The 23,689-nt window shown below is 59.5% G+C and carries 14 protein-coding genes and 13 pseudogenes; 19 read left to right on the top strand and 8 right to left on the bottom strand.

Annotation, left to right across the window (positions count from 1 at the left end; translation table 11 throughout):
- From EOA86_RS39850 to EOA86_RS00605, 3 pseudogenes are all read right to left on the bottom strand, one after another.
- Positions 1–176: pseudogene (locus EOA86_RS39850) on the bottom strand (IS256 family transposase); the annotation flags it as partial.
- A pseudogene (locus EOA86_RS00610) lies at positions 174–842 on the bottom strand (hypothetical protein); the annotation flags it as partial. The pseudogenes EOA86_RS39850 and EOA86_RS00610, both read right to left, overlap by 3 nt.
- Positions 843–1,301: 459 nt before the next feature.
- A pseudogene (locus EOA86_RS00605) lies at positions 1,302–2,127 on the bottom strand (site-specific integrase).
- Between the two features lie 290 nt (positions 2,128–2,417).
- Here EOA86_RS00605 and EOA86_RS00600 point away from each other — a divergent pair.
- The 5 genes and pseudogenes from EOA86_RS00600 to EOA86_RS39210 all read left to right on the top strand — a co-directional run.
- Positions 2,418–2,964: pseudogene (locus EOA86_RS00600) on the top strand (IS5 family transposase); the annotation flags it as partial.
- A gap of 144 nt (positions 2,965–3,108) precedes the next feature.
- Positions 3,109–3,918 (top strand): annotated as a pseudogene (locus EOA86_RS00595) (transposase); the annotation flags it as partial.
- Positions 3,919–4,452: 534 nt separating this feature from the next.
- Positions 4,453–5,193: a class I SAM-dependent methyltransferase gene (locus EOA86_RS00590; protein ID WP_128340412.1), complete on the top strand. Its 741-nt coding sequence runs from the start codon at positions 4,453–4,455 to the stop codon at positions 5,191–5,193.
- Between the two features lie 716 nt (positions 5,194–5,909).
- Entirely contained in the window at positions 5,910–6,707 is a 798-nt protein-coding gene (locus EOA86_RS00585) for an amino acid racemase (RefSeq protein ID WP_091598556.1), read from the top strand.
- 2 nt (positions 6,708–6,709) lie between these two features.
- Complete coding sequence (locus EOA86_RS39210) at positions 6,710–6,982, top strand: hypothetical protein (RefSeq protein WP_206629936.1); 273 nt, start codon at positions 6,710–6,712, stop codon at positions 6,980–6,982.
- Between the two features lie 773 nt (positions 6,983–7,755).
- On the opposite strand, the gene EOA86_RS00575 is transcribed toward EOA86_RS39210, so the two are convergent.
- Positions 7,756–7,998 carry a hypothetical protein gene (locus EOA86_RS00575; RefSeq protein WP_091598553.1) on the bottom strand — a complete coding sequence of 81 codons (243 nt, stop codon included), beginning with the start codon at positions 7,996–7,998 and terminating at the stop codon, positions 7,756–7,758.
- A gap of 150 nt (positions 7,999–8,148) precedes the next feature.
- On the opposite strand from EOA86_RS00575, the gene EOA86_RS41390 reads away from it, so the two are divergent.
- Both EOA86_RS41390 and EOA86_RS39840 read left to right on the top strand, forming a co-directional pair.
- Positions 8,149–8,193 (top strand): hypothetical protein, encoded by a 45-nt coding sequence (locus EOA86_RS41390; protein ID WP_236473040.1) that lies wholly within the window; start codon positions 8,149–8,151, stop codon positions 8,191–8,193.
- A gap of 10 nt (positions 8,194–8,203) precedes the next feature.
- Positions 8,204–8,477 (top strand): annotated as a pseudogene (locus EOA86_RS39840) (ABC transporter permease); the annotation flags it as partial.
- Positions 8,478–8,871: 394 nt separating this feature from the next.
- Here EOA86_RS39840 and EOA86_RS00560 read toward each other — a convergent pair.
- Both EOA86_RS00560 and EOA86_RS00555 read right to left on the bottom strand, forming a co-directional pair.
- Positions 8,872–9,660 carry a hypothetical protein gene (locus tag EOA86_RS00560; protein ID WP_128340411.1) on the bottom strand — a complete coding sequence of 263 codons (789 nt, stop codon included), beginning with the start codon at positions 9,658–9,660 and terminating at the stop codon, positions 8,872–8,874.
- Between the two features lie 169 nt (positions 9,661–9,829).
- Positions 9,830–10,939, bottom strand: a pseudogene (locus EOA86_RS00555) (IS481 family transposase); the annotation flags it as partial.
- A 155-nt stretch (positions 10,940–11,094) separates the two neighbouring features.
- Between EOA86_RS00555 and EOA86_RS00550 the strand changes: the two are divergent.
- The 3 pseudogenes from EOA86_RS00550 to EOA86_RS39835 form a co-directional block, all read left to right on the top strand.
- A pseudogene (locus EOA86_RS00550) lies at positions 11,095–11,412 on the top strand (hypothetical protein); the annotation flags it as partial.
- A pseudogene (locus EOA86_RS00545) lies at positions 11,400–12,333 on the top strand (ATP-binding cassette domain-containing protein); the annotation flags it as partial. The pseudogenes EOA86_RS00550 and EOA86_RS00545, both read left to right, overlap by 13 nt.
- Positions 12,334–12,491: 158 nt before the next feature.
- Positions 12,492–12,824, top strand: a pseudogene (locus EOA86_RS39835) (transposase); the annotation flags it as partial.
- A 16-nt stretch (positions 12,825–12,840) separates the two neighbouring features.
- Here EOA86_RS39835 and EOA86_RS00535 read toward each other — a convergent pair.
- Positions 12,841–13,783, bottom strand: a pseudogene (locus EOA86_RS00535) (IS481 family transposase).
- Positions 13,784–13,871: 88 nt separating this feature from the next.
- On the opposite strand from EOA86_RS00535, the pseudogene EOA86_RS00530 reads away from it, so the two are divergent.
- The 9 genes and pseudogenes from EOA86_RS00530 to EOA86_RS00495 form a co-directional block, all read left to right on the top strand.
- Positions 13,872–14,217, top strand: a pseudogene (locus tag EOA86_RS00530) (IS5/IS1182 family transposase); the annotation flags it as partial.
- A gap of 605 nt (positions 14,218–14,822) precedes the next feature.
- Positions 14,823–15,674, top strand: a complete 852-nt coding sequence (locus tag EOA86_RS00525) for an alpha/beta hydrolase (RefSeq protein ID WP_128340410.1) — start codon at positions 14,823–14,825, stop codon at positions 15,672–15,674.
- Between the two features lie 424 nt (positions 15,675–16,098).
- Positions 16,099–17,676 carry an ABC transporter substrate-binding protein gene (locus EOA86_RS00520; RefSeq protein ID WP_091598033.1) on the top strand — a complete coding sequence of 526 codons (1,578 nt, stop codon included), beginning with the start codon at positions 16,099–16,101 and terminating at the stop codon, positions 17,674–17,676.
- 8 nt (positions 17,677–17,684) lie between these two features.
- Positions 17,685–18,623 carry an ABC transporter permease gene (locus EOA86_RS00515; protein WP_091598010.1) on the top strand — a complete coding sequence of 313 codons (939 nt, stop codon included), beginning with the start codon at positions 17,685–17,687 and terminating at the stop codon, positions 18,621–18,623.
- A 1-nt stretch (position 18,624) separates the two neighbouring features.
- Positions 18,625–19,518 (top strand): ABC transporter permease, encoded by an 894-nt coding sequence (locus tag EOA86_RS00510; protein WP_091598008.1) that lies wholly within the window; start codon positions 18,625–18,627, stop codon positions 19,516–19,518.
- Positions 19,519–19,541: 23 nt separating this feature from the next.
- Positions 19,542–20,534 (top strand): ABC transporter ATP-binding protein, encoded by a 993-nt coding sequence (locus EOA86_RS00505; RefSeq protein WP_164891505.1) that lies wholly within the window; start codon positions 19,542–19,544, stop codon positions 20,532–20,534.
- The gene (locus EOA86_RS00500; protein WP_091598002.1) at positions 20,531–21,571 is read left to right on the top strand and encodes an ABC transporter ATP-binding protein; all 1,041 of its coding nucleotides are present in this window, start codon (positions 20,531–20,533) and stop codon (positions 21,569–21,571) included. The genes EOA86_RS00505 and EOA86_RS00500 overlap by 4 nt, the downstream gene beginning before the upstream one ends.
- A gap of 197 nt (positions 21,572–21,768) precedes the next feature.
- Entirely contained in the window at positions 21,769–21,951 is a 183-nt protein-coding gene (locus EOA86_RS38355; RefSeq protein ID WP_164891504.1) for a hypothetical protein, read from the top strand.
- Positions 21,926–22,780 (top strand): D-amino-acid transaminase, encoded by an 855-nt coding sequence (locus EOA86_RS00495; protein WP_091597999.1) that lies wholly within the window; start codon positions 21,926–21,928, stop codon positions 22,778–22,780. Before EOA86_RS38355 ends, EOA86_RS00495 begins: the two co-directional genes overlap by 26 nt.
- 107 nt (positions 22,781–22,887) lie before the next feature.
- On the opposite strand, the pseudogene EOA86_RS00490 reads toward EOA86_RS00495, so the two are convergent.
- A pseudogene (locus EOA86_RS00490) lies at positions 22,888–23,689 on the bottom strand (IS630 family transposase); the annotation flags it as partial.

Raw genomic sequence — 23,689 nt, 5'->3', positions numbered from 1 at the left:
GCCATCTCCCACCCATAGACGGTCCGCACCCGCGGATGCTCGAACGCGACCTTGCCGCCGTGAAACCCGATCCGGCCGCGCGTCGAGCCCCAGCGGTGCGCCTCGCGCTCTTCAACCCGGCCGTGGAGCGGGCCGCAGGCTGCTTCCACGTCCACCTCCACCATCGCGCCCAGCAAAGCGCCGAGAAAGGTCAGCGTGCGCCAGTGGCCGTGCGGGGCAAAGCCGCGCACGCGCTTGCCCCGTGGTCCCCGCCCCGCAGCGGCGCCATGTTGGTCTTGATCCAGGTTTCGTCAATGGACACCAGCCGTCTCGGATCGAGAGCGGACTGCCAGGATCGCCAGCGTTGCCGCCGGCGGGCAATATCGGCACGGGCCTGCTCAAGGGCGAACAGTGTTTTTTAAACCGCAGCCCCTCGCGGCGCAGGAACCGCCATACTGTATCGTGGATACCTTCACCCCGCGCGCCGCCAGCTCTTCCTTCAACCCGTGCAGCGACAGATGCGGTGTCTGGTTGATCCGCTCCGCGATGAAACGGTGCGGCTCCAGCACACGCTTGCGATGGCCGCCCATCTTGCCGGGCGCGACAGACCTGCTCGAACGGTAGCGCTGAGACCACTTCACCGCCGACGATACGGCGATGCCGAAACGAGCCGCGACCGATCGGCAGCGTTCGCCGGCCTCCATCGCGCCAACAACACGTTCACGAAGATCATTCGAAAGAGGTCGCGTCATCCGATGCTGGCCTCCACTCCAGCCAGCATCTTGAATCACAAACCGGAATCCCCTCAGCTTCTGTGAGGTCCGTATGCTCGACGGGGCCGCTTGGCACGACGCGGACTTCATTGCAAGCCGGATTGAACGGAGGCGCGGGCAGGACTAGCGCTATGGGCATTGTGGCGGGCGCCCCCGGGCGGGAATGGGCGGCTGAACGCCGCCCGGGCTGCAACGGCGAGGTGGGAGGATGTCGACCGCGCCACAGTTGTACCGGAGATCGCGCTCAGCCACCTCGCCCTGTGGTTCTTCGCGGCGACCGTTCGTTGCGGTGGCCCGAGACGGGCAAAAGACCGGTGCACCGGCGCGCAGGACGGCTGATGTCAAACATCGTGCTCTCGACGCTCTCGGCGCAATCATGAGCTATCGTTCCAGAAGGGCTGCCTGGCGCTTGCCCGCAATGCCAGACGTCGAGGATGGTCATCCGCCCTCCGCAGCGCGGGCATCGGCATGACGGCTTGGCTTCTGCAGAGATCGCCTTCTGCGCCGGCAGCAGCGGCTTGCGGCTTGTCGGCCAGCAGCCTGCGGCGATCAGCCCGGCGGCACGACTTCGATGTTCAACCGGTCGAGCGGGCTTGTCGTGCGCCGGATGAGGCCGTTCGAGACCTTAGTGTAGCGCGCCGTCGAAGACAGATGGTTGTGACCCAGCAGCACCTGGATGATGCGAATGTCGGTGCCGTTCTCCAGCAAATGCGTGGCGAAGCTGTGCCTGAGCGTGTGGGCCGTCACGCGCTTGTCGATGCCGGCGCCCGCACGCGCCGAGCGGCAGGCCGAGTACAATACCTGAACGTCGATGGGTCGATTTGCCTCCTGGCCTGGAAACAGCCAGCCCTGCGGCTTCGCCAGCCGCCAGTAGACCCGCAGGATGCGCAGAAGCTGCGCATCACTGTGCGGTCCTTGCCGCCCTTGCCTGCCTATCGATGTCCCCGACCTTCAGCCCGACGGTCTCCGAAGCGCGAAGGCCCGCGGCATAGGCCGTCGTCAAGGCGATGCGCGTCTTCAGGCACTGGACCGCCTCTAGAAAGCGGACAACTTCGTCGGTGCCGAGAACCACCGGCAGCGTGAGGCGCGCGGGCGTAGACGATCCGTTCAGGAATCTCGGCATGGCCGAGCGTCACGCCGTAAAAGAACCGCAGTGCGCACACCGTCTGGTTCAGCGCCGGCCACGAGATTCCGGTAGAGACCAGATGCACCTGGAAGCGCGAACATCCTCAAGTCCGAGCCGTTCCGGAGAGCGGCCGAAATGGCGGGAAAACTTTGCCACAGCGTGCACGTAGAATCGTTGTGTCGCCGGCGACAGATTGCGGATGGTCATGTCCTCGATCATGCGTGGGGGAAGAGGGCTCAATTCGGCCATCTCATTGCTCCTGTTCTCAACATTGCGCTTCAACAGCTGCAATCCTTCAAAACAGAAGCTTCACCTGTAAACCGACCCGCCAATGCCGCGTCGGCGGCTTCGTTCAATCAGCCAAACCTGAACTGCTCGATACGTCAGTCCTGGCCGCGGCTCCGTTCAATCCGGCTTGCAATGAGGTCCGCGTCGTGCCAAGCGGCCCCGTCGAACATACGGACCTCACAGAAGCCTCCAGATTCCCTTTTTGATCGCGGCGTGATTCAAGACGGCTTTTTGAGGCAGTCTTTGGCGTGATGGATCGGTTAGTGCTGCGCGATGCGGCGTGGGAGCGGATGGCGCCGCTGGTCATGGGTCAGCCCGATCAGAAAGGCTCGACGGGCCGCGATAACCGGGTGTTCGTCGAGGCGGTGCTATGGATCGTGCGCACGGGCTCCCCTGGCGCGATCTTCCCGATGTATTCGGCGATTGGAATAGCGTCTTCCGGCGCATGAGCCGATGGAGCAGCAAGCGTGTGTGTGGTGCATCGTCGATGGATGATCCGGACTTCGAATATCTGATCATCGATTCCACCATCGTCCGAGCCCACCAACATGCGGCTGGGGCCAAAAAAAGGGGGTCTGAAGATCAAGCCCTTGGTCGCTCCCGCGGCGGCCTGAGCACCAAGATACACATGGCTGTTCGGGGCTTGGCTGCCCTCTGCGCTTCACGCTTACCGCGGGTCAAAAGGGCGATGCGCCGCAAGCTGCGACCTGGATCGAAGGCTTGCCCGCAGAGGTGGTCATAGCCGATACGCCTCTGACCCCACACCAAGCCATCGCTGCCACGGGCGCGGTCGCGCTCGCTCAAGTACCCACTCGACAATCGTAGCCGGATAGTGTCCTGAAGGTTCTGCAAAAACTTGCTCTGAGGCGAGAGGGGCGGCCATGGCACGCTGGTGACGTTGCGATCACCGATTCCCGTGGAAGGGGAGTGGCATGACCGCGTCACGATGGACTGCACGCCGAAGGCCTGCCGGCGACCTGCATCGAGACACGACAGACCAATGCGGCCATGAAGACAATGCCCAACAAGACCGATCCGCAATGACGCCCGCGCACTGGCGCAGATCATGCGCACTGGCTGGTATCCGCAGGTGCACGTGAAGAGGCGGCAGTGCCGGCTTTGGCGCGCTGCTGGTTGACCGCCGCACGGTGCTGAACGAGATGCGTTCGATCGCGATGCTGCGCAGGGCCGGCGTCAAACTGGTCTTGCCGTCGCGCAGCGCTTTTGCGGGCCGCGCGGGAATTAGCCGGCGCCGGCGCCCAGTGCGATCTTCGCCGTCATGCTGGGAGAGTTTACCCGCCTGACGAAGCAGGTTCTCGAAATCGTACGCAATGAAGAAGTCTGCCGGCAGCTGATGAGCACGCCGGGGTTCGGGCCGATCACCGCGCTCGCCTTCCGCGCCATGATCGACCGGCCGGAGCGCTTCGGCTCTTCGCGGGCGGTTCGGGCGCATCTGGGGCTGACGCCGGCGCGCTACCAGTTCCGGCGAGACCGACATCCAGAGGGCAAGGTCAACTGCTGCGGCGATGAACTGGCCCGCACCGCCCTCTACGAGGCCGCCCACACACACGCTGCTAGTGCGCTCGAAGAAATGGGTCCAGCCTCAGGGCATCGGGCATAACATCGCCAGGCGCCGCGGCATGGCGCGCCCGTGCGGCGGTAGCACGCAAGCTGGCGGTCATCCTGCATCGCATGTGGGCCGACGCAACCGAGTTCCGCTTTGGAAAGGCGCTTGCCGCCCTGGCGGCGTGAACGGAGACAAATCAAAGGAACGCGCAACACGAACAAAGCTTTTGCCCGAAAGCGCGATGCCTGAATCGTTCCGTGGGGCGATGGGCGAGGCGATCTCGTTGAGAGTCCCAAACCTGCCGGTCAAACTCGGCGAGCTCGTGAAACAGATTGAGACGCCTTGCTCTCCTGACCCCATCATGCGGCGGCCAGAGGGCCGACCGCGAAGAGAATCGAGTGACCTGCGGGAGTGTCCCACAAAAAGAGTGCAGGAGTAGTTTGACCTAAACGACCCATCAAAGAAGTCTGCTAGAAGCCCGACAAAATTGTGACGAAACAAACAGGCAGAATCGGACGCCAAAAGCCAACGTATTGAACTGAAACCGGTTTTGAGTTGGCACACCTCTTGCGCTTTGAACTGCGACTTCACCAGGAACGGAGCCGTTCGATGTCCGTAACGACGATTTCGCTTGAGAGCTATCCCTCGACAGTTGGTCGCGACGGAACGGACGCAGGTAAGTCGAGCAAATTGCGAACCCAATCGAAGGAGAAGCGAACATGTCTGATGAGTTAACGTATGGTGAAATTTACGCTCCGATCTATGAAAAGTACACCACCCTACAAGGTAAAGTCGCCGAGGTAGACGACACGGTCGCCTTTCTTGAGCGATATTGCAGCGGGGGCAGTGCTCTCGAACTGGGTATAGGCGACGGGCGCGTGGCGGTGCCGTTGAGCGAGCGCGGGGTCAAGGTCGACGGGATCGATAATTCCCGCAGTATGTTGGAACTTCTCGCAAAGCGCACCGACCTAATCAAGGCTTGGCAGGGAGATATTTCCCATTTCAGATCAGAGCAACGCTACCGTTTGGTATATTGCGTTTATTTCACGTTCACGCTGCTCTTCACGCGCGAAGCGCAAATAGCTTGCCTCCGATCTGCCGCGGAGGCGCTAGAACATGAGGGGGTTTTGGTGATAGAACTGGGTGTACCAGGCTCGGATCCTCGCGTCGGCCGCCAACAAACCACAACGGCGCGGCTAGTGGATCATGAGAATACGATCCTCAATGTGGCTGTCCACGATCCACTAAACCAGAACTTAGTTTCAACCCTCCTCTGGTTTTCTGGTACGTCGGTCAGACGTTTACCGCAACGCGTTCGTTACGTTTATCATCAGGAACTCGATAGCATGGCCGAATGCGTGGGGCTGGAGCTAGCTGAGCGCTGGGGAGATTGGGCGAGAGGTGCATTCACCGAACGATCCGAACGTCATATCTCGGTGTACCGCCGAGGCAGCCCGTAATCCGGGTTCGATTTCGCAAAAGCCGGACAACGGTTCCGTTATTCCCGGACAGCAGTTTCGCCAATTGCTCGCGCACTCGAAGCTATTTGCACACGAATTGCTATTAAGAATGTCGTTGGAGTGATCAACTTGGCTTAACGCGGGGCGTGGACCATCCGCATTGACCCTAACCTTTCAAGCGGGGCGCCAGCTCGGAGTCGTCGGCGACGCGATCAGAGCTGCCCCCTTTACCCAAGGAGAGAGCACCGCCATGCCCGCCGCCCCATTCAACCGATCGACGACAACAAACTTTAGATGCGTCGCTATAACGTCCCCACTAACCCCATTCTGCCAGAAAACAGACCTACGCTCGCACATTGGCACCACGAGAAAGGAGATAATATCGCCTACTCGGATTCATGGACACCGGTACCTGCCGCACGTCCGATCCAATGAAGTCGGCTGGATGCGCAGTGGCGTCGTCGCCCGCGAACAACGCATCACTTCGAGAGCGACCACTTCCTTACTTTCCACAGATGCGGGAGCTTTGACCGACTTGTCGGCGGGGGCGGAGCGAGCCTATGTGATGCGCGGCGAATGGAATAGGAAAGTTCAGATGCCAGGAGACGCAGGGCCACGGACATCGCAGCCATTAGTGGGTGACGCACGATGAACAGGGCGCAATTTTTTGGGCCGAGGCATGCACGCCAGCTACTCCATGGCGCCCGAAGGCGGAGATGGTGGTGACGCAGGTCTCACCGATAGCGGGCAATTTCGGGAATAGTCAATGCGATTGTAACCAGAAAGACAAACAAGTGCGCCACAAGAGTCTAATAGGTATCCTCGGTGGAATGGGACCAGCAGCGACAGTAGATTTCATGTCAAAGATCATACATGCAACGCCTGCTGCAATAGATCAGGACCATATTCCACTTATTGTTCACGACGTTCCGCAGATACCAGATCGGTCATCGGCCATTGAGAATGGTCGAGACGATCCTTTCCTGCCGATGCTTTCAGGAGTTCGCTTCCTTGACGCGGCCGGTGTCGAATTCATCGCAATTCCATGCAATACGGCCCACTATTGGCACGATCGGTTGGACCGGGGGTGTCGGGCGACGATACTTCATATCTTCCAAGCGGTGCTTCACGAGCTCCTAGCGATGCCAAACAGGCCGCGCTCGATCGCAATAATGGCCACACGCGGGACAATCTCCGCCGACGTCTACGCCACCGAATTGCTCAAGGCGGTCGATCGTGTAGTCGTTCCAGACGAGAAGACGCAACGTCTCATCGACCACTCAATCACATCTGTCAAAGGGGGGACGATGGTTCCCGCCCGCGAGGCAGCAGGCGCTGCGGCGAGGCTGGTAGTCCAGCAGGGGGCGGAGTGCTTGCTTTTAGCATGTACGGAACTTCCTGTCGCTTTTTCAGGGCTTGAGGTCGGGACAACGGTGCTCGATGCGACCGATGCGCTGGCCCGAGCTTGCGTTAAAGCGTCCATGGGCGAGTACCAAACCGCGATGGCGGGGTAATAATGGATATTCAACGTGCTTTAAAACTTTATCATCATTGCAACACCGATGCTGAGAAGGCCGATATTAAGGCGGGCAAGATACCGGCAAGTGGAAAGACAAGCCCGCCAAGCTGCGCCAGAAGGACCGGGACGCGCCTTAAACTAGACGGTGAAGTTCTCGAAGGCCAAGGTAGCCGAGGATGGAAAGCGCAGCAGTGCGACATCGCCATTCGCGCCTTCGGCTACAAGAACCACGCCGCGATCGATCGCCGGCATGGCTTGATCCGCGGCTGAAACGCCACGACCGCATCAGCCTAGGACGGCGCGCCGCTTCGCAATGTCCTCAACTGCTCCAACACCGGTTCGACTGTCTGGGCCGACACGGCCTATCGCTTGAAGAAGAACGAGGAGTGGCTGGAGAAGAACGGCTAGGTCTTTGACATCCACCAGAAGAAACCGAAGGGTCGGCAGATGAGCGAAGCGACGTCGCCGCCAAAGGGGGCGGAGATCGAAAACCCGCGCATTCATCAAACACGTCTTCGCGCAGTAGAAATCCAGGATGGGCCTGTTCGTGCCACCATCGGGATCGCCGTGCCAGGACGAAGACCGGCGTGGCCAACCTTGCCTACAATCTCACCCGCTTCGCCGGGCACGAGGGGCTGCAGCACGGAGATCGCCGACGCCATCGCCGGGCAAGCGCACGAGCTGCCGTTCGCGAATGGCGACGCCAGCTATGGCACGGCGCGGGTCGCCCTTGGGCGGAGGCCGTGGTAGAGTATTCGTCCCGAGCCAGCGGTGGGTTCTCGCATAACGAGTTGGGCCCGGTGGAGCCCCCTTGGCATTTTCGGCTCTATGTGTCGCCAAGGCGAAGGTGGTGGGTGCGCGCCTCTCTCGCATCCGGTCGCGTCCTCCATCTTCCACAACGAGTAGCTTAGGGGACGACGTGCCATCTACCGTTGCGGCGGCAGTGCTGAATGCGAGGCAGTAAAGTGGGCCTTTGGTATCTGGATTATGATGGGAATGCTTGGGAAGGAATTTGCAACGTTCTCCTCGGCACGAACGGATTATCAGCCCATCGGCGACAAGGGGGTGATCTCGGATGGGCTCAATCCACGTGCCGACAGGCGTATCAAGCGTACGGGCAGGAGCCTGACAACAAGGATCCCGTATCCGGCGTTCGCAAAAAGATCGGAACCGACCTCAAGAAGCTGCAACTGAACGAAAGCGGTATAGCCGCGATCCTTGGTTGTAAGAAGATTCGGAGCTGGGCTCTGCTGCTTAACAAGAAAATTCCCGACAACGACCTTCATCGATACGCGAACCAAAAAGAGGCAGAGGTCAAATCCTGGGCCTCTCCATCTTAGATCCAGACTTTCAAGTATCCAACAGACACGCGCCCGTTGCAATACCGAGTTCAAGAGCATGTCCTCCTGTGGAAGGGGGCAGGCGACCAGGGGCTTATGTTCGGATACGCGTGCAACGAGACCGCGACTGTTCCGCTATGACAGGCAGCACATGGACGCACCACCGTGGATCGCCCAGCGCTTCGCGCTGGGCATTCTCCTCCTCTTCGCCGTCTCCGTGCTGATCTTCGCGGGCACCCAGATCCTTCCAGGCGACGTGGGCAGTCGATCGTCGGACAGGCGGCGACGCCCGAGGCGGTCGCCAACCTGCGCCGGGAACCCGGCATCATCGATCCCGCCATTGTGCGTTACTTCCAGTGGCTCGGCGGGTATTAACCGGTGATCTCGGCAAGGCGCTCGCTTGTATGGGGCGATCTTTGTCAACGTAATCTTTCAGTCGTTCCGTCTCCTTGTTCAGCCGTGGCGCCCATTTGTTCCTGCTTTGGCTCCGGGGGCGCCGCACACCGTGACGGTCAAGGGTGGCCCTTTGGGCCATCGTGAAGTGACTTGCCCTTGATGGTCACGAGCACGGCGGCAGCGTTACATTGAGCCGGTGCCTGATCGTAGAGGTCTACAACTTGCAACCGGGGGGAGCTCGCCATCAGAGGCCGTAAACGCGGCGCAAGCTTGTATGCGGTTGATCCTGGCGGATCGAAAACCATGATGCAGCCATACGCATCGGCGGCGAAGCTCCGGGCGGTGGGCCCATTCTACAGCGCGGCGTCGTAAGCCCTGTGAGCGACCGGGATCACCACCACCTCGGATCGTTATCGGCAGACGCTATTGCAGCTGCCAAACTTCAATGCTCGTCCTGTCGAACGTTCCTCCAAGCCTTATGCCTGACGCAGGGCTACTCCCTTCGGGATCTCGCCGGTCGTGACAAGTCGCCAGAATGCAATCAGCAGCTTGCGCGCCAAAGCCACGATCATTGTCTTGCGCGTTCCGCCACGGCCATCGGCCGTGCTCGCGCAAAACCAGTGCGCGAGCGCGCTGTCCTTTTGGTATTGGAGGAACCGCCAAGCCAACAGGATCATGCCATAGCGGACGCGAGCATTGCCGGCCCGCGCAAGACCTTCTCGCGCCTGCGTTGGCCGCCCTCATCCGGCGCCCCGTAGGTCCGGCATAGCGGGCGACGGCTCTCCGATCACGCAGGCCGCGTGAGAGAATCTCATTCACCAGCATGTCCGCAGTCTCGGTACCGACACCGATGATCCGCGCAAGAAGGCGAACCATTGCGAGCGGCCCCTTCTCCGTGTCCAGAACCAACGAGAGCTGCAGCAGCCGTTCCTGTTCGATCTCGTGGATTTGTTCACGCAACAGGTGAAGCCGTCCGAGATTACGGCGCAACTCGGGTCGGCTTTGTTCTGGCGGGGGCATACCTTCCGCCGTATGCAGAGCCTCCAGTTTCTCGGCAGCTTTGCGCCGATTGGGTTTGAAGGCGCGAATTCCGAAGCGAGCGAGGATTGCCTTGATGCGGTTGACCATCTGTTTACGTTCGCGGACGAGATTGTCTCGTTCACGGTTCGGACGGCGGGCCTCCTCCTCATTGATGGTTGGGATGGCTGCCATGCTGCAGTGGCGCTTTCTCGCCCCGCAGCCAGCCAAGAAAGGCGCGCATCAGCAGTTCGGTATCGAGGCGATCGGTCTTGGCACGCCGATGTTCGCGGAAACCGCGACGCTCGATTGACGTATGACATAAGCTTCGACAACGCGCGCCTGGAGCCAGCGCGCCAACTAAAAGCTCAACGATGCGCCGGACTTCAGTGAACCAGGCGTCGAAGACGCCGTCGGCAGCGGTTGGGCGAAAGGCGACGGACTTTCCTGCGAAGGCCCGGCACAGGCGCACGGTGTGGCCGAGGATGGAGACGAAGCCATGCTGCTGAACGCGGCGGACGAGATCGTCCTTGGCATAGTCGAACGGCTCGACGATATCGCGATACTGGCGCTGCGAGACGCGGTAGCGGTCGAGCGGCACAGCGCCGCCAAGCGCGTCGTGCGGACGCACGGTGTTGTAGACGTGACGCCAGCGATCGAAGGCGTCCTGGGCCTTGGGGAGATAGGCAAAGGGCGGTCCCTGCAGCGCTTCGGCTTTGAGCGAGCGATGGAAGCGCTCGTCCTTGCCGAGCGTCTGCGGGTGGCAAGGCCTGGAGTGGCTGACGGCGACGCCAGCCTCGATCAGCCAGACGGTGAGCAGCGTGAAGTTGTTGCGGCCGCCGTCGCCCCAGGGCGGGCCGTTGTCGGTGGCGATACGCCACGGCAGGCCGTATCGGCGGAAGGCGGCGATCAGCCAGGCCTTCACGGTTGCGGTGGTCTGATCGGCGCAGGCCGACAGCGCGATCGAGAAGCGCGAATGGTCGTCGAGCACAGTGAGCGGATGCAGCCGACCGCCATGCAAGGCGACGTGGCCCTTGAAATCCATCTGCCACAGATCGTTGGGAGCTTCGTGCTCGAAGCGGATGAAGGGCTGCGCCCCGCCGCCCAGCGCGCCCAGCGCGATGCCGTTGCGGCGCAGGATGCCGGTCACCGTCGAGGCCGCGGGCGTGCCGATGCCATCGCGGGCGATGACGCGCGCGATCTTGCGTCCACCCCAAGCCGGATGCACTGCACGCACCGAAAGCGCAGCCGTTTCCACCTCCGGCGCGCACTGCGCCGGGCTCGATCTCGGCCGCCGCGACTGCTCGGCCAGTCCTGCCTCGCCCTCGCTGCGGTAGCGCGAAAGCAGCTTGTGGCCGCACGTCCGTCCGATCCCGAAGCGACGACACAACGCGCTCACATTCGACCCCTCCACCAGCGCCAGCTTCACGAACTCCAACTTCTGCTTCATCGCGCTTCTGTCCTTGAACGGCATCCCGAACCCCCTTGCGCACAACGCGCAAAACTGTTCGCGATGTCCTCGCACACCTGTTCGCGATGTCCCCAGTCCAAACAGGGATGGTGACATGGGGGCTCCTTAGATAGCTGCTCAACAGCGCCGAGGGTGCCACACGCTCGCCGCCCATAGCATCTACGCGACAGGAGATCGCTGCGACGCTGATGCCACGGATGTGGAACACGCTGTTCCTCGCCTTCTGGGCGGCCGTGTTTTCGGTTCCGCTCGCCATCATCCTTGGGCTGCTGGCGGTACGCTACCGAAACGGCCGATCGACAAGGCGATTTCGGGTTTCGCGCTGGCCTCCCTATCTCGTCGACGACGTCACCAAGCGTGACGTGCCGGTGATTCAGGCGATCGGCCTCATCTTCGCCGCCGTCTATATCGGCCTAAACATCGTCGCCGATATCGCCTCCATTCTCACCAATCCGCGTTTGAGGCATCCGAAATGACCGCAGTGGTGCTTAGATATGTCCGCACAATCCCGCTCGGGGCTTTGATTGGGCTATCGCCGCGCATGGACTACACTAAGGCGCTGTGTCGGTACGTTCGATCGAGCACGAGGAGAAGGAACCGACGCCAAAGCCTTTGTCGGTGAGGAACGTCACTGCCGCTTATGGCGGCGGTGCCGTGAAGGTTTTGCAGAACCTCTCGGTTGACGTCCATCCCGGCCAAACCCTCGCTGTCGTCGGAGAGTCGGGCTCCGGAAATCCACCCTAGCCCGTCATCACGGGGCTGCTGCCGCCGATCTCCGGCAGTATTACTTTCGCGGTCGGACTCTGCCCCCCAGGCTTGCCGGCCACACCAGGAATGATCTTCGCGAACTGCAGATGATCTACCAGATCGCCGACGTGGCGATGAACCCGCGCCAGACGGTCGGAGCCATCATTGGCCGGCCGCTTGAGTTCTATTTCGGGATGAGCGCACGCGAGCGCGACAACCCGTTGCCGAGCTTCTCGATGAGATCGAGATGGGCAAGGGTTCATTGACCTGCGGAGCTTCCGGAGGCCAGAAGCAGCGGGTCTGCATCGCCCGCGCGCTGGCGGCAAAGCCGAAGCTCATCATCTGCGACGAGGTGACGAGCGCTCTCGACCCATTGGTGGCCGACGGCATCCTCAAACTGTTGCTGCGCCTGCAGAAGATCGAGGGAGTGACATACCTGTTCATCACCCACGACCTCGCGACTGTAAAGGCTATGGCCGATTCCATCGCGGTGATGTATCGCGGAGAGGTGGTCTAGCTACGGCTGCGAAGACGCAGGTGCTGACACCGCCGTTTGACCCGTATACTGACTTCCTGCTCTCTCGGTTCCCGAGATGGAGGTTGGCTGGTTGGAGAGCGCCATCAAGGGACGCCCTATGGAGAGCTCGGGAATTGAGCTCAACGGAACACGGTATTGGCTTTACGATCACTGGGCCGGTCGGCCGAGCGCCAATTTTAGGATGGCAAGCTCTAAGAGGCCGTTTCGAAAGGGGATGAGCGGTTGAGTTTACCTGATTCCAAGTGGTTTGCCGACCTGCTCGGAGATTTTATGTGGACCCCGACCACTCGCGAACAGCATAGCCGCCCCACGGCGCGATCCCAGACCGATCTGACGGATGCCGAGTGGCGGCTGATCGAATCGCGCCTGCTGCCTGCCTGCAAGACGGGGCGTCCCGCGTTTGGTCGATGCGCGAGATGTTCAACGCCATCTTCTACGCGCTTCGCGGCGGCATCGCCTGGCGGCTCCTGCCATCGGATTTTCCGCCGTGGGCGACAGTCTACCGCTGGTTCGCAGCCTTTCGCGACGGTTCGGTGGGAGAAGATTAACCATGCCTGGGTCACGGCCGATCGCGAGAGTGTCGGCGGCCACGCCAGCCCAACGTCGCCATCATCGACAGCTAGCTGTGGAGCCTCAACAGGTTGTCCTCGGACAAGGCGAGTCTGCTGATAGGCGTGTTGGCCTTGAGACGACCATGGGGTCGGTGCCAGTTATAGCAATGGAGCTAGCAAGGCAGATCTTCGGCCCTTTGGTCTGAGGTGTCGTAGGCCCTGGCATATGCCCATTCGCGCAGCGCGGTCTGAATGAAGCGTTCGGCCTTGCCGTTGGTCTTGGGGTGTACGGCTTTGTGCGGATGTGCTTGAGGCGCAACCGATTGCAGGCCTTGGCGAAGGCTCTCGATATGTAGCAGGAGCCGTTGTCGGTCATGACGCGGGTCACGGTTATGCCGAGACGCTTGCAATTGGCGATGGCTGCCTTGAGGAAGGCTATAGCGCTCCGCGTCTTCTCGCCGGGCTTGATTTGGCTGAAGGCGATGCGAGATGCATCGTCGATGCAGACATGGACGAACTCCCAGCCCGCACCGCTACGCCTGGAGCTGCGCCAGGTGCTCTGGCCTGTGCGGTCACCGGTGATGCGATGGCCAACCCGCTCGAAGCGGCCGAGCTTTTTGATGTCAATGTGGATTAGCTCGCCGGGATGGGCACGCTCATAGCGGCATACCGGCGGCAATGGATCCAAAGCCTCGAGCTGTTCAGGCCGAGGCGCTTGAGAAGACGACTGACTGTTGCGGGCGAGACGCCAACCTCTGGCGATATGCTTGCCGGGCCTACGCTCCCGGCGCAGGGCGTCGATGCGAGCGACGAGCTGCGGCGGCGTGGGACGGCGCAGACGTCGTGGTCGCGAACTGCGATCCTGAAGACCGGCCAAACCCACTTGCGCACCGTATGCGGGCAAACGCCTGCGGCTCGTGAGGCGGCCTGCGGCGTCAGCCCGCGCAGCACTTCAGTCACGATCCGCTCTCGACCATGCGGCGTCAGTCGGGCATTCTTATGGATGTTCATTCGGTCCTCCGAGAATCGCTAAAGCTTCAGCAACTTCCGCTTCCTCGCTCAGGACCGAATGAACAACCTATTGAAACCTCACATCTAAAGCGTCAAAACAACCGAGGCCGGCCGGCCTCGCGGCTAAGACGCGGGCAAGAAGATCAGGGGCCGCAAGCGCCATGCGCTCGTCGAGCGGGCGCTGCTCGTCGAACCCCATCCCGCCGACATTCAGGACCGTGACGGCGGCCACCAACATCACCGTCGAAATCGTCATGAATCAAGTCGGCTTCGTCGTGCTGCCAAGGCGTTGGGTGGTCGAACGCTTCTTCGCCTGGATCAACCGAAACCGGCGCCTCGCCAAGAATTTCGAGTCGACGATCAATTCCGCCGCCGCATTCCTCTACGCCGCCTCCGTGATGCTCCTCGTAAGGCGAATGGCAAGGGCCCCATGAGTTCCGAAACCGACTCTAAGTCGTCCAATAGGTCTGCAACTCCTCCATTTTTCTCCTTCCAGATTGCGCGGTTGAAACCCGGATTTTATGGGCCATCGTCGTTTTCTTCGCAACAGCTGAGAAATCGGCCGCTTTTCTGCGTCGAAAGATGAACAACGCACGCAATGCGGCCCAATAGCGTGATTGAATGGACATACGAAAGCCGCATCGTCGACAGGACAAAGGTAGTAGGGAGCATCCCAATGTCGCAGGAACCCGACGATGGCTGCTGCGGTGTCGGCGCCAATTCACCTTTTGCCAGCGCAGCGCGGGCGCCGCCCACGTCATATGACTATACCGGCCGATGCCGAGTGAAGAGGAATATATATGCGAAGAGGCGCCTGGAAGCATCTGCCTTTAATCGCCGACTGTCCGGTGAAATGGCCACCCCGATGTCTTCGCTCGACCACAGATGCCGTTGATCGCGAAACGCCGATTTTCTGCGTTTACATCCTGACAATCGCGGCCGATCTCGCTGCTATATTTCACAAGACGCACGGATCAGTTCAGCCCCAAAGTATCAAAGGCGACCTGACGCGGCCAGTTGTGCTGAGGAAATGCAACTCATGATCACTGAACATAGCATATCGGTTGGTGGTATCACGACCTCGTATTGTGAGAAGGGAGCCGGTGTGCCTATCCTATGCCTACATGGCGCCGGCCCCTTCGCAGAGGGAAGGGCTTCCTTTGTTCGGCAGCTGAACGGCCTATCAGATCAATTCAGGGTGGTCGCGGTTGATCAGCTCCAGTGCGGTGGGACGGATTATCCCGCCGATCGCAAATATGTTAACCGGCTCGGTCGCGTGGATCATGTGATCGGCTTCATCGAAGCGCTGCGATTAAAACAGATCACGTTGGCGGGCAATTCAGAAGGATCATTCGTCGCAGCGCGGGTTGCGATCGTGCGCCCCGATCTTGTTTCCAGGCTCGTACTGCTGACCGCGAACTCCGTGTCTCCCGCGTTTGGAGACGACCGTGACGAAGCCTGGATGCAGGCTTGCCGGCAGGGTTACGACTACTCGGGCGCGATGCCGAGCGAAGAGGAATACATCGCCGAGTGCCGGAAATATTGCCGCGTCTGGGGACAGGATGTCGAAGAGGCGAAGCGACAGGCCTATCGGCGGGCCGCAGCACGCGGACAATGGGAGATCTTCCAGAACCTGCCCGAAGAAGAAACCAATTGGCACCTCTATGTTGCGCTACAGCAAAGATACATCTTCCCCTACCTTGATCGGCTTCAGGCCCAGACGTTGATTATCTGGTCGAAGAACGACCCGACCGTGACGCCGGATCACGGTTTTAAGCTGGCAAAGCTGATCAGGAATTCGGATTTCCACCTGCTGAACAATGTAGGGCATGGTCCCCACATCGACCAGAGCGAAGCCGTGAACAGACTCATCCGTCAATGGCACGGGTAGTCACACGTCGAAGGGGAACCATAACGTGCTCCACCCCAGCGGTGCACTTAATCTTCTTCCTCGTCGCGAGTTGATCGTGGAAAAAGTCCATCGCGCAGACGTCGGGAATGCCGATGGTCTCTGCGCGATCGTTTCTCAGCTTAGCCTTCCCCCCAACCTTCGGCGGCGTATTTCGTCATACAGCGAGGACCATCTAGTATCAAGATGCCGCCCATACGTAAACGGAATTAGCATTTTGCTGGTCGTCTTCTATGATTATTCTTGCTGCTGACCAGCTCTACAGCATCGGAATGCGCCGAATGCAAAAATGCTTTTCCGTCGGTCGGGCTGCGAATCAGGTCATGGCATTGCATTGGTGAGCGGGATCAACCGACCTAAGCGCCGGTCTGACGGCAAATCGCAAACAGAAAGGGAGGAATCGATCATGAATAATATCGCCAGCGGTATAAGCCGTCGGAGCTTTCTCAAGACCGGCGCCGCGCTCGGGGGGGGGGTCATCGCGGCCGGCATGCCATTGTCACAAGTCATCTGGGCGGCCGAGGGTAAGCTGCTCAAAGTTCGTTCTATGGAAGATATCAATAAGCTTGATCCGGGGTTCTACAATAACTCTCAAAACGTCGATGTAATGAATTGCATCTATTCAAAGCTCACGCGCTACAAGCCTGGCTCTGAATGGGGCTGGGAGTTGGAGGCTGCGGAAAAGATTGAGCAGGTCGACCCAACTCATATCCGCTTCCGATTGAAGAAAGGCTTCAAGTTCACAGGCGGCTACGGCGAAATGACCGCCAAGGACGTTAAATTCTCCTTCGAGCGTGCTATTAAGTTCAACTCGCCGGTAAAAGTTGATTGGGGTTCGCTCGATCATGTTGAAATAGAAGACGACTATACCGGCGTCATCGTACACAAAACTCCGTTCGTGCCGCTCTGGTATATCACTCTTCCCTTCGGTGCCGGCCATATCATGTCCGAGGATGCGGTAATTAAGGCAACCGGCGACGGCAATGATTTCGGCATGACGCCACCGGCCTTTTCTGGACCCTACCTGCTCGCGGAATGGAAGCCGAAACAATATGTGCACTTGACGCGCAATCCAGATTGGTCGGGGCCGAAGCCCGGCTTTGACGAGATTCGCATTATCCCGATCTCCGATCCCAAGTCGGCGGAGCGCGCCTATCAGGCGGGAGACGTCGACTTCACTTGGGTGAGTCTCGATTCGCTCGCCAGTTTCAGGAAAAATCCGCCGGCTGACACAAAGATCGAGCAGCATCCTTCAATCCAGTATCACTGGATTGGCATTAACGTGGATCACCCGAAGCTAAAAGACATCAACGTGCGCAAGGCGATCCAGTGGGCGATCAATGTGCCGCAGATCTTGGATGTCGCCTATGCGGGTGAGGCGGCCGTAGCGACCGGCACAATTGCTCCTGGCCTTGTTGGACATCGCGATAAGGCGCTCGTCCCACCGGAGGGCGATCTCACAAAGGCCAGGGAGTTCTTGGAAAAAGCCGGTGTGAGTGATCTCACCTTGACCATCTCTGTCGAGAGCGCCGATGCGGCTTTGGCTCAAGCGGTGCAGGCACAATTGTCGCAAATCGGCATTGCGCTTACAGTCGATGTCCAGGAATCTGGCTCGTTCTGGACACTTGGCATGGAATCGGAAGGCGAGCGCTGGAAAGAGTTGCAGCTATTCTTCACTTACTTCAACAGTGTGCCGGATCCACATTACGCAACGGTCTATTTTGTGAGTGATCAAGTCGGCATTTGGAATTGGCAGCGCTTTCGCAGCGAGCGCTATGATGAACTAAGCGCCAAGGCAGCCACTGTCAGCGATCCCGGCGAGCGTGCAACGATGTACTACGAAATGCAGGATCTAATGGAAGAGTCCGGAGCCTTCCGCTTCATAACAAACGGAAGCACTCCGCTGATGTATCGAACCACACAGATGCAGGCTGCGACCCGCCCAGACGGACGCCCACTGTACAACGATTTTGGGCCGGCTTAGGCGCTAATATGTGGCTTTACCTCCTGAAACGGGTCGTACTTGGGGTGGCAGTTATTGCTATCGCTGAGGCGTTCCTGCTTCTGATGATCCATGCGGTGCCGGGGGATCCCGCTGTAGCTCTGCTCGGCCCGCAAGCCACACCGGAGTTTAGAGCTCAGCTCCATCAGCAAATGGGGCTGGATAAGCCGCTCGTCGTGCAGATCGTCACGTTCTTCGGCGGATTGCTTCGTGGAAATCTCGGCTTCGACGTTTTTAGCCAGAGGCCTGTGGCCGACGTCGTATTCGAGCAATTGCCCTATACGATCGAACTGATCCTTGTCTCGATCTTATGGGCGGTTGCGGTTGCGGTGCCACTCGGCTGCTACTCAGCCATGCGGCGTAATTCGATGATAGATCAGGCTGTTGGCATCGTGGCGGTTGCCACGATCGCCATTCCTTCATTCGTCATGGCGGTTTCCGCACTTCTGATCTTTGCTGTGATGCTTGGCTGGCTGCCCGCGATAGGAGCGGGAACCGGCTTTGCAGATAGAGTGATCCATCTTATCCTGCCGGCCTTCGCAATGGGTATCGGTTGGGTTGGATATATCTCCCGACTGGTGCGTGCATCGATGCTTGAGATCCTAGGTGAAAACCACATACGTATGGCCCGTTCTTTTGGCCTTTCGGAATGGCGCATCGTTACAGGCTACGCGCTGCCACTCGCGATCTTGCCGACCGTTACCATAATAGGCGTTGGCATAGCGTGGCTGCTTTCGTCTGCTGTTTTCATCGAAGTGGTGTTCGCAAGACCTGGTATTGGCGCTCTAATTGTGAACGCGGTCAGAGCGCGTAACTACCCGGTCGTGATGGGCGGCGCGCTCGTCACAACCTTCCTCATCGTCACTGCCACAACGATGTCCGACCTGATCAACGCAGCCCTCGATCCGCGAGCCCGGGAGGAACTCTGACATGGCTACTGTTCAAGCCAACCGAGCCGAAGCCAATGGCGAGCAAGGCCCGGGTACCTTTCTTAGCTTTCTCCGGCAAATGAGTAAGAACCGTCTGGGTGTGCTTGGAGCCTTGCTCGTTGTGTTAGTGTTTGCGAGCGCGATCTTCGCTCCGCTGATAATAACGCATGATCCGATTCGGATTATGGTCGGGCCGCGTCTGGCGGCCCCCTCATTGGATTTTCTCCTGGGCACCGATCAGCTCGGTCGCGACACGTTTTCTCGAATCATCATGGGCGGCCGCATTCCGCTCCTTGTCGCCTTCGCCTCCCTCGGCATTTCATTGGCGCTCGGCCTCGTGCTAGGCTTAGTCGCAGGCTTCGGGCCGCGCTGGCTCGACAACGTACTTCTTCTAATCTTTGATACGATCCGCTCGTTTCCCAGCATTATATTTGCGCTAGCCGTCATAGGGTTGCTTGGACCCAGTGTGACCAGCATCATTTTCGTAATCGCAACAACGTCCATACCTATTTATGCGCGCGTAGCACGCACCCAAACAGAAGCGCTTCGCAATAGTGAGTACATTGCCGCGGAGCAGAGCATGGGAGCTGGGACGACGCGCATCCTCGCAGTGCACGTACTTCCGAACGTTATCGGCCCTCTTATCATTCTTGTGAGCATGGACGTGCCGGCCGTTATCGCCGTACAGGCGGGTCTCAGCTTTCTTGGCTTGGGCGTGCGCCCACCGACACCCGATTGGGGAGCTGTCCTGAACGATGGATACAACTACATTAAAAACACGCCCTGGCTAGCGATCGCCGGAGGCATTCCGATCATCCTCGCAACCCTAGGCTTCACATTCTTGGGGGAGGCGCTGCGCGACATATTTGACCCCAAGCTAGGAAAAGACCTGTGAGACGCGATGGTACGGCGCCGCAAATGTCCAGTCTTTCACTTCTCGAAGTCCGTGGGCTTGATCTCTATTTCGGTACTCCATCCGGTGGCGTTCATGCGCTGCGAAACGTTTCGCTAGAGGTTCCAGCTGCACAGATTGTGGGTATTGTCGGAGAGAGCGGATCGGGAAAATCCACGCTCGCCTATACGGTAATGGGACTGCTTCCCGAAAATGCCGAAGTCACGGCCGGCGCTATTTTCTTCGAGGGTCGTAATTTGTTCAACATGCCCTCGTCGGCACGACGAGGCATTCGCGGCGATCGTCTGTCAATGATCTTCCAGGACCCGATGACTTCGCTCAATCCTGTGCGGTCCATCGAGAGCCAGATGATCGATATCCAACACCACGACCGACTTAGAAGTCGGCGCGAAAAACGCGCCCGTGCTATCGCCATGCTTCAAAGAGTCGGTATTCCCGACCCCGACTCTCGTATCGGCGATTATCCGCATCAGTTCTCCGGTGGCATGCGCCAACGTATCTGCATAGCCATGGCCCTTCTTGTGGAGCCCGCGCTTCTGATCGCCGATGAGCCAACCACTGCGCTTGACGCGACTCTTGAGGTGCAAATTATTCGTCTCCTGAAAGATCTCCAAGAGGAGATCGGCTGCGCCGTCCTTTTCGTCTCTCATCATCTCGGCGCGGTCGCTGAGCTATGCGACCGGGTCGCCGTCATGTATGCTGGCGAAGTGGTTGAGCAGGGGACCGTGCGAGACATCTTCCACAATCCCGCTCATCCCTACACCCGCGCGCTTCTCGAATGCGATCCGGGGCGGATCAGAAAAAGGACGCGGACTTTGCCGACCATTCCCGGGGATGTACCCAGCCTTCTCGGCGTCGATGGAGGATGCATCTTCCGTCAGCGGTGCCCCTCGGCATTCGATCGTTGTAGGCAAGAAAAACCGGTTGAGTACCGTATCGGACCCGAGCACAGCGCGCGATGCCATCTGCTTAGTGAAGAACAGAAGGTTTCAGCATGAGCGCGCTGCTCCGCGTCCAGGATCTCTGCGTCCGTTTCCGCACCATGGGCCCACTGAAGGCGCTTGCCACGGGTACGAAGCATCCTTTCGTCGACGCGGTCTGCGGCGTGTCCTTCGAAATTCGCAAAGGCGAGACACTTGGCCTTGTGGGCGAAAGCGGCTCGGGCAAGTCCACGGTTGCGCGCGCAATCATGGGGTTGAGACCGCCTGTGAGGGGCAGCATTCGCTTCGAGGGACAGGAACTCACTGGACTGACCGTGGCCGAGCGTAAGCCGTATCTGCGGCGGATGACGATGACGTTCCAGGATCCCATCGGCTCGCTCTCGCCACGCCTGACGGTGCGATCGCTCCTGTCGGAGCCCTTCCGCATCCACGGATTAAGCAATCGCGACGCCGGAGCCGAAACGGAACGTCTCTTGCGTATGGTCGGCTTACCGACGGATTTTGCTCGCCGCTACCCCCATCAGCTTTCCGGCGGGCAGGCCAGGCGCGTAGGCGTCGCGCGTGCCCTTGCGCTCAATCCGGACCTAATCATTGCCGACGAGCCGACGGCTGGCCTCGACGTATCGGTGCAGGGCGAGGTGCTTAATCTGTTTGCTCGCTTGCAGGACGAACTCGGCATCGCCATACTCATCATCACTCACAACCTCAATGTCGTACGCCATATCACTGACCGTATGGCGATCATGTATCTTGGCCGCTTCGTCGAGATCGGGCCGACCGAACAGATTTTCGATCAACCGCGGCATCCATATACGCAAGCCTTGCTGTCGGCGAATACGGAACCCGATCCGGATGCCGTTCTCAATCGCATTGAGATAAAGGGCGAAGTGCCGAGCCTGATGAGACGGCCATCCGGGTGCGAGTTCCACACGCGCTGTCGCTACGTCCAGAAAATCTGTAGCAGCGTGTTCCCCGAAACTTCAGTAAGCCCGAACGACGCCAAGCACAGCTTTAAATGCCATTTCCCGTTGGAGCCCGAAACGGCGCGGTCGTTGCAGCAGCGACCGCCGGTTCCAATCGGATCCCGGTTCTGATGATGCGAGTCATAGCGCGCGCCTAACCGCGCCACGACATTTCTCCCCCACAAGAGGCGAGGCAGTAACAAACCTGCCGCAGTCAGGAGAAGGCTACCTCCCATGCCTATCGTCAATCGCGTCGCCAGGCTGGTCTTCAATGACGGGATACATCGCCCCGCGAGATTGCAGACCTACAAGAGGGTGAACGAAGCATTATGAAAACGACTGCGAAACATTGGGCAACGGCTGTGATCTGCTCCACCGCGCTCGGCAGCCTTGTCGATCTCGACGGCCCGCTGAACCGGGAAGCAGTAATTCACTACGACCTGTTGCTGATGAAGCCGTCATCAACATCTCTTTGGGGTCAGTTCAATGCGTCACGTCTATGTCAATGGTGATTATCTACCGGAAACCGAAGCACGTGTCTCGATCTTTGACCGCGGGTTCCTGTTTGCCGACGGCGTCTACGAGGTGACGCTGGTTCTTGACGGAAGGCTCGTCGATTTTTCCGGCCATATGGCCCGCCTACGCCGTTCCCTCGGTGAACTGGATATGCCGTTCTCGCTGGCTGAGGAAAAACTGCTGGAAATCCATCGCGAACTGATCGAGCGGAACCAAATCAGCGAGGGCTTGGTCTACCTTCAGGTGACGCGCGGGGTGGCCGACCGCGATTTCAACTTCCCGCTGAAATCGACGCCCAACACTGTTGTGCTGTTCACGCAGAAGAAGTCGATCGTCGACAGCCCACTCGCCGCCCGCGGTCAGCATGTCGTCACGTTCGATGATCTGCGATGGCGGCGCTGCGACATCAAGACTGTTCAACTCCTCTATCCATCGATGGCGAAGATGCAGGCCAAAGCCCAGGGGGCTGATGATGCGTGGCTAGTCAAGGACGGTTTTATCACGGAAGGTTCGTCAAGCAACGCGTATATCGTCACGACGGACGGAACGGTTGTCACACGGGATCTTTCCACCGACATTCTGCAAGGGATTACGCGCGAAGCCGTGCTGCTATGCGCTGGTAGTCTTCAGCTGCGGGTAGAGGAGCGGCCGTTTACGGTCGAGGAGAGCGAGAACGCGGCGGAAGCCTTTTCCACATCAGCGTCTGGTCTCGTCAGCCCCGTCGTGAGTATCAATGACAAGCCGATCGGAGCCGGTAAACCGGGCTCGATTACGGCGCATCTGCGGCAACTTTACCTCGAGCGGAAACGGGCTTCGGCGATCTAGCAACTCGGGGAGCCCCCTTCTGCCGATTTGGCGACTGCTATTTCCAGCGGCACACCATCATCGAGGCTCCCAGCGCGGCGAAGGCGCAGAGTTTCGGTGAACGCACTCTAGTGTCCTGATTCCGAAGTTCTGACGATTTTAGCATGTTGGTCGCCAGTTTTGAGGGTTGCGAGGCAGAATCGTTCGATCGAGGCGAGAATGTCGGTAGCGGACTTTGTCCATCTGAAGGGCTTCGGGTCGGCGTTGACAGCATCGATGTAGGCGTGGATGGCGGCTTCGAGTTCTCCGGTTGAGCGGTGAACGCCGCGCCTGATCTGCTTGTCGGTGAGATCGGCGAAGAAGCGCTCGACTTGATTGATCCAGCACGCGCTGGTGGGTGTTAGATGGACGTGCCAGCGGGGTCGCTTGGCGAACCAGTTGCGGATGGGTTGCGTCTTGTGCGTGGCGTAGTTGTCCATGACCAAATGGATGTCGAGATCTTCAGGAACCGCCGCTTCGATCTCGTCGAGGAAGCGGCGGAACTCCGTAAAGCGGTGGCGCGGATAGCATTTGCCGATGATGCGTCCGGTGGCGAAATCGAGCGCTGCGAACAGCGACGTCACGCCGTGGCGCTTGTAATCATGGCTGCGCCGCTCGATCTGGCCGGGCCGCATCGGCAGCACCGGTTGGGTGCGATCGAGCGCCTGGATCTGGCTCTTCTCGTCCACGCACAGGACCAGCGCGTGTTCGGGCGGTGCCATGTAGAGGCCGACGATGTCGCGCACCTTCTCGACAACAAAGGATCGCTCGATAACTTGAAGCTTTCTGCGCGGTGCGGCTGAAGGCCGAAGGCTTTCCATATCCGATGGATCGTCGATGGCGCATGGTGGACGGCGCGTGCCATCGAGCGCAGGCTCCAATGCGTGGCTT

Origin of the sequence: Mesorhizobium sp. M5C.F.Ca.IN.020.32.2.1 (genome assembly GCF_004023105.1) — a bacterium.
In the GTDB taxonomy this organism is placed as follows: domain Bacteria; phylum Pseudomonadota; class Alphaproteobacteria; order Rhizobiales; family Rhizobiaceae; genus Mesorhizobium; species Mesorhizobium wenxiniae.
The sequence above is the reverse complement of the archived record's forward strand: the minus strand, read 5'-3'. Positions and strand labels throughout refer to the sequence as shown.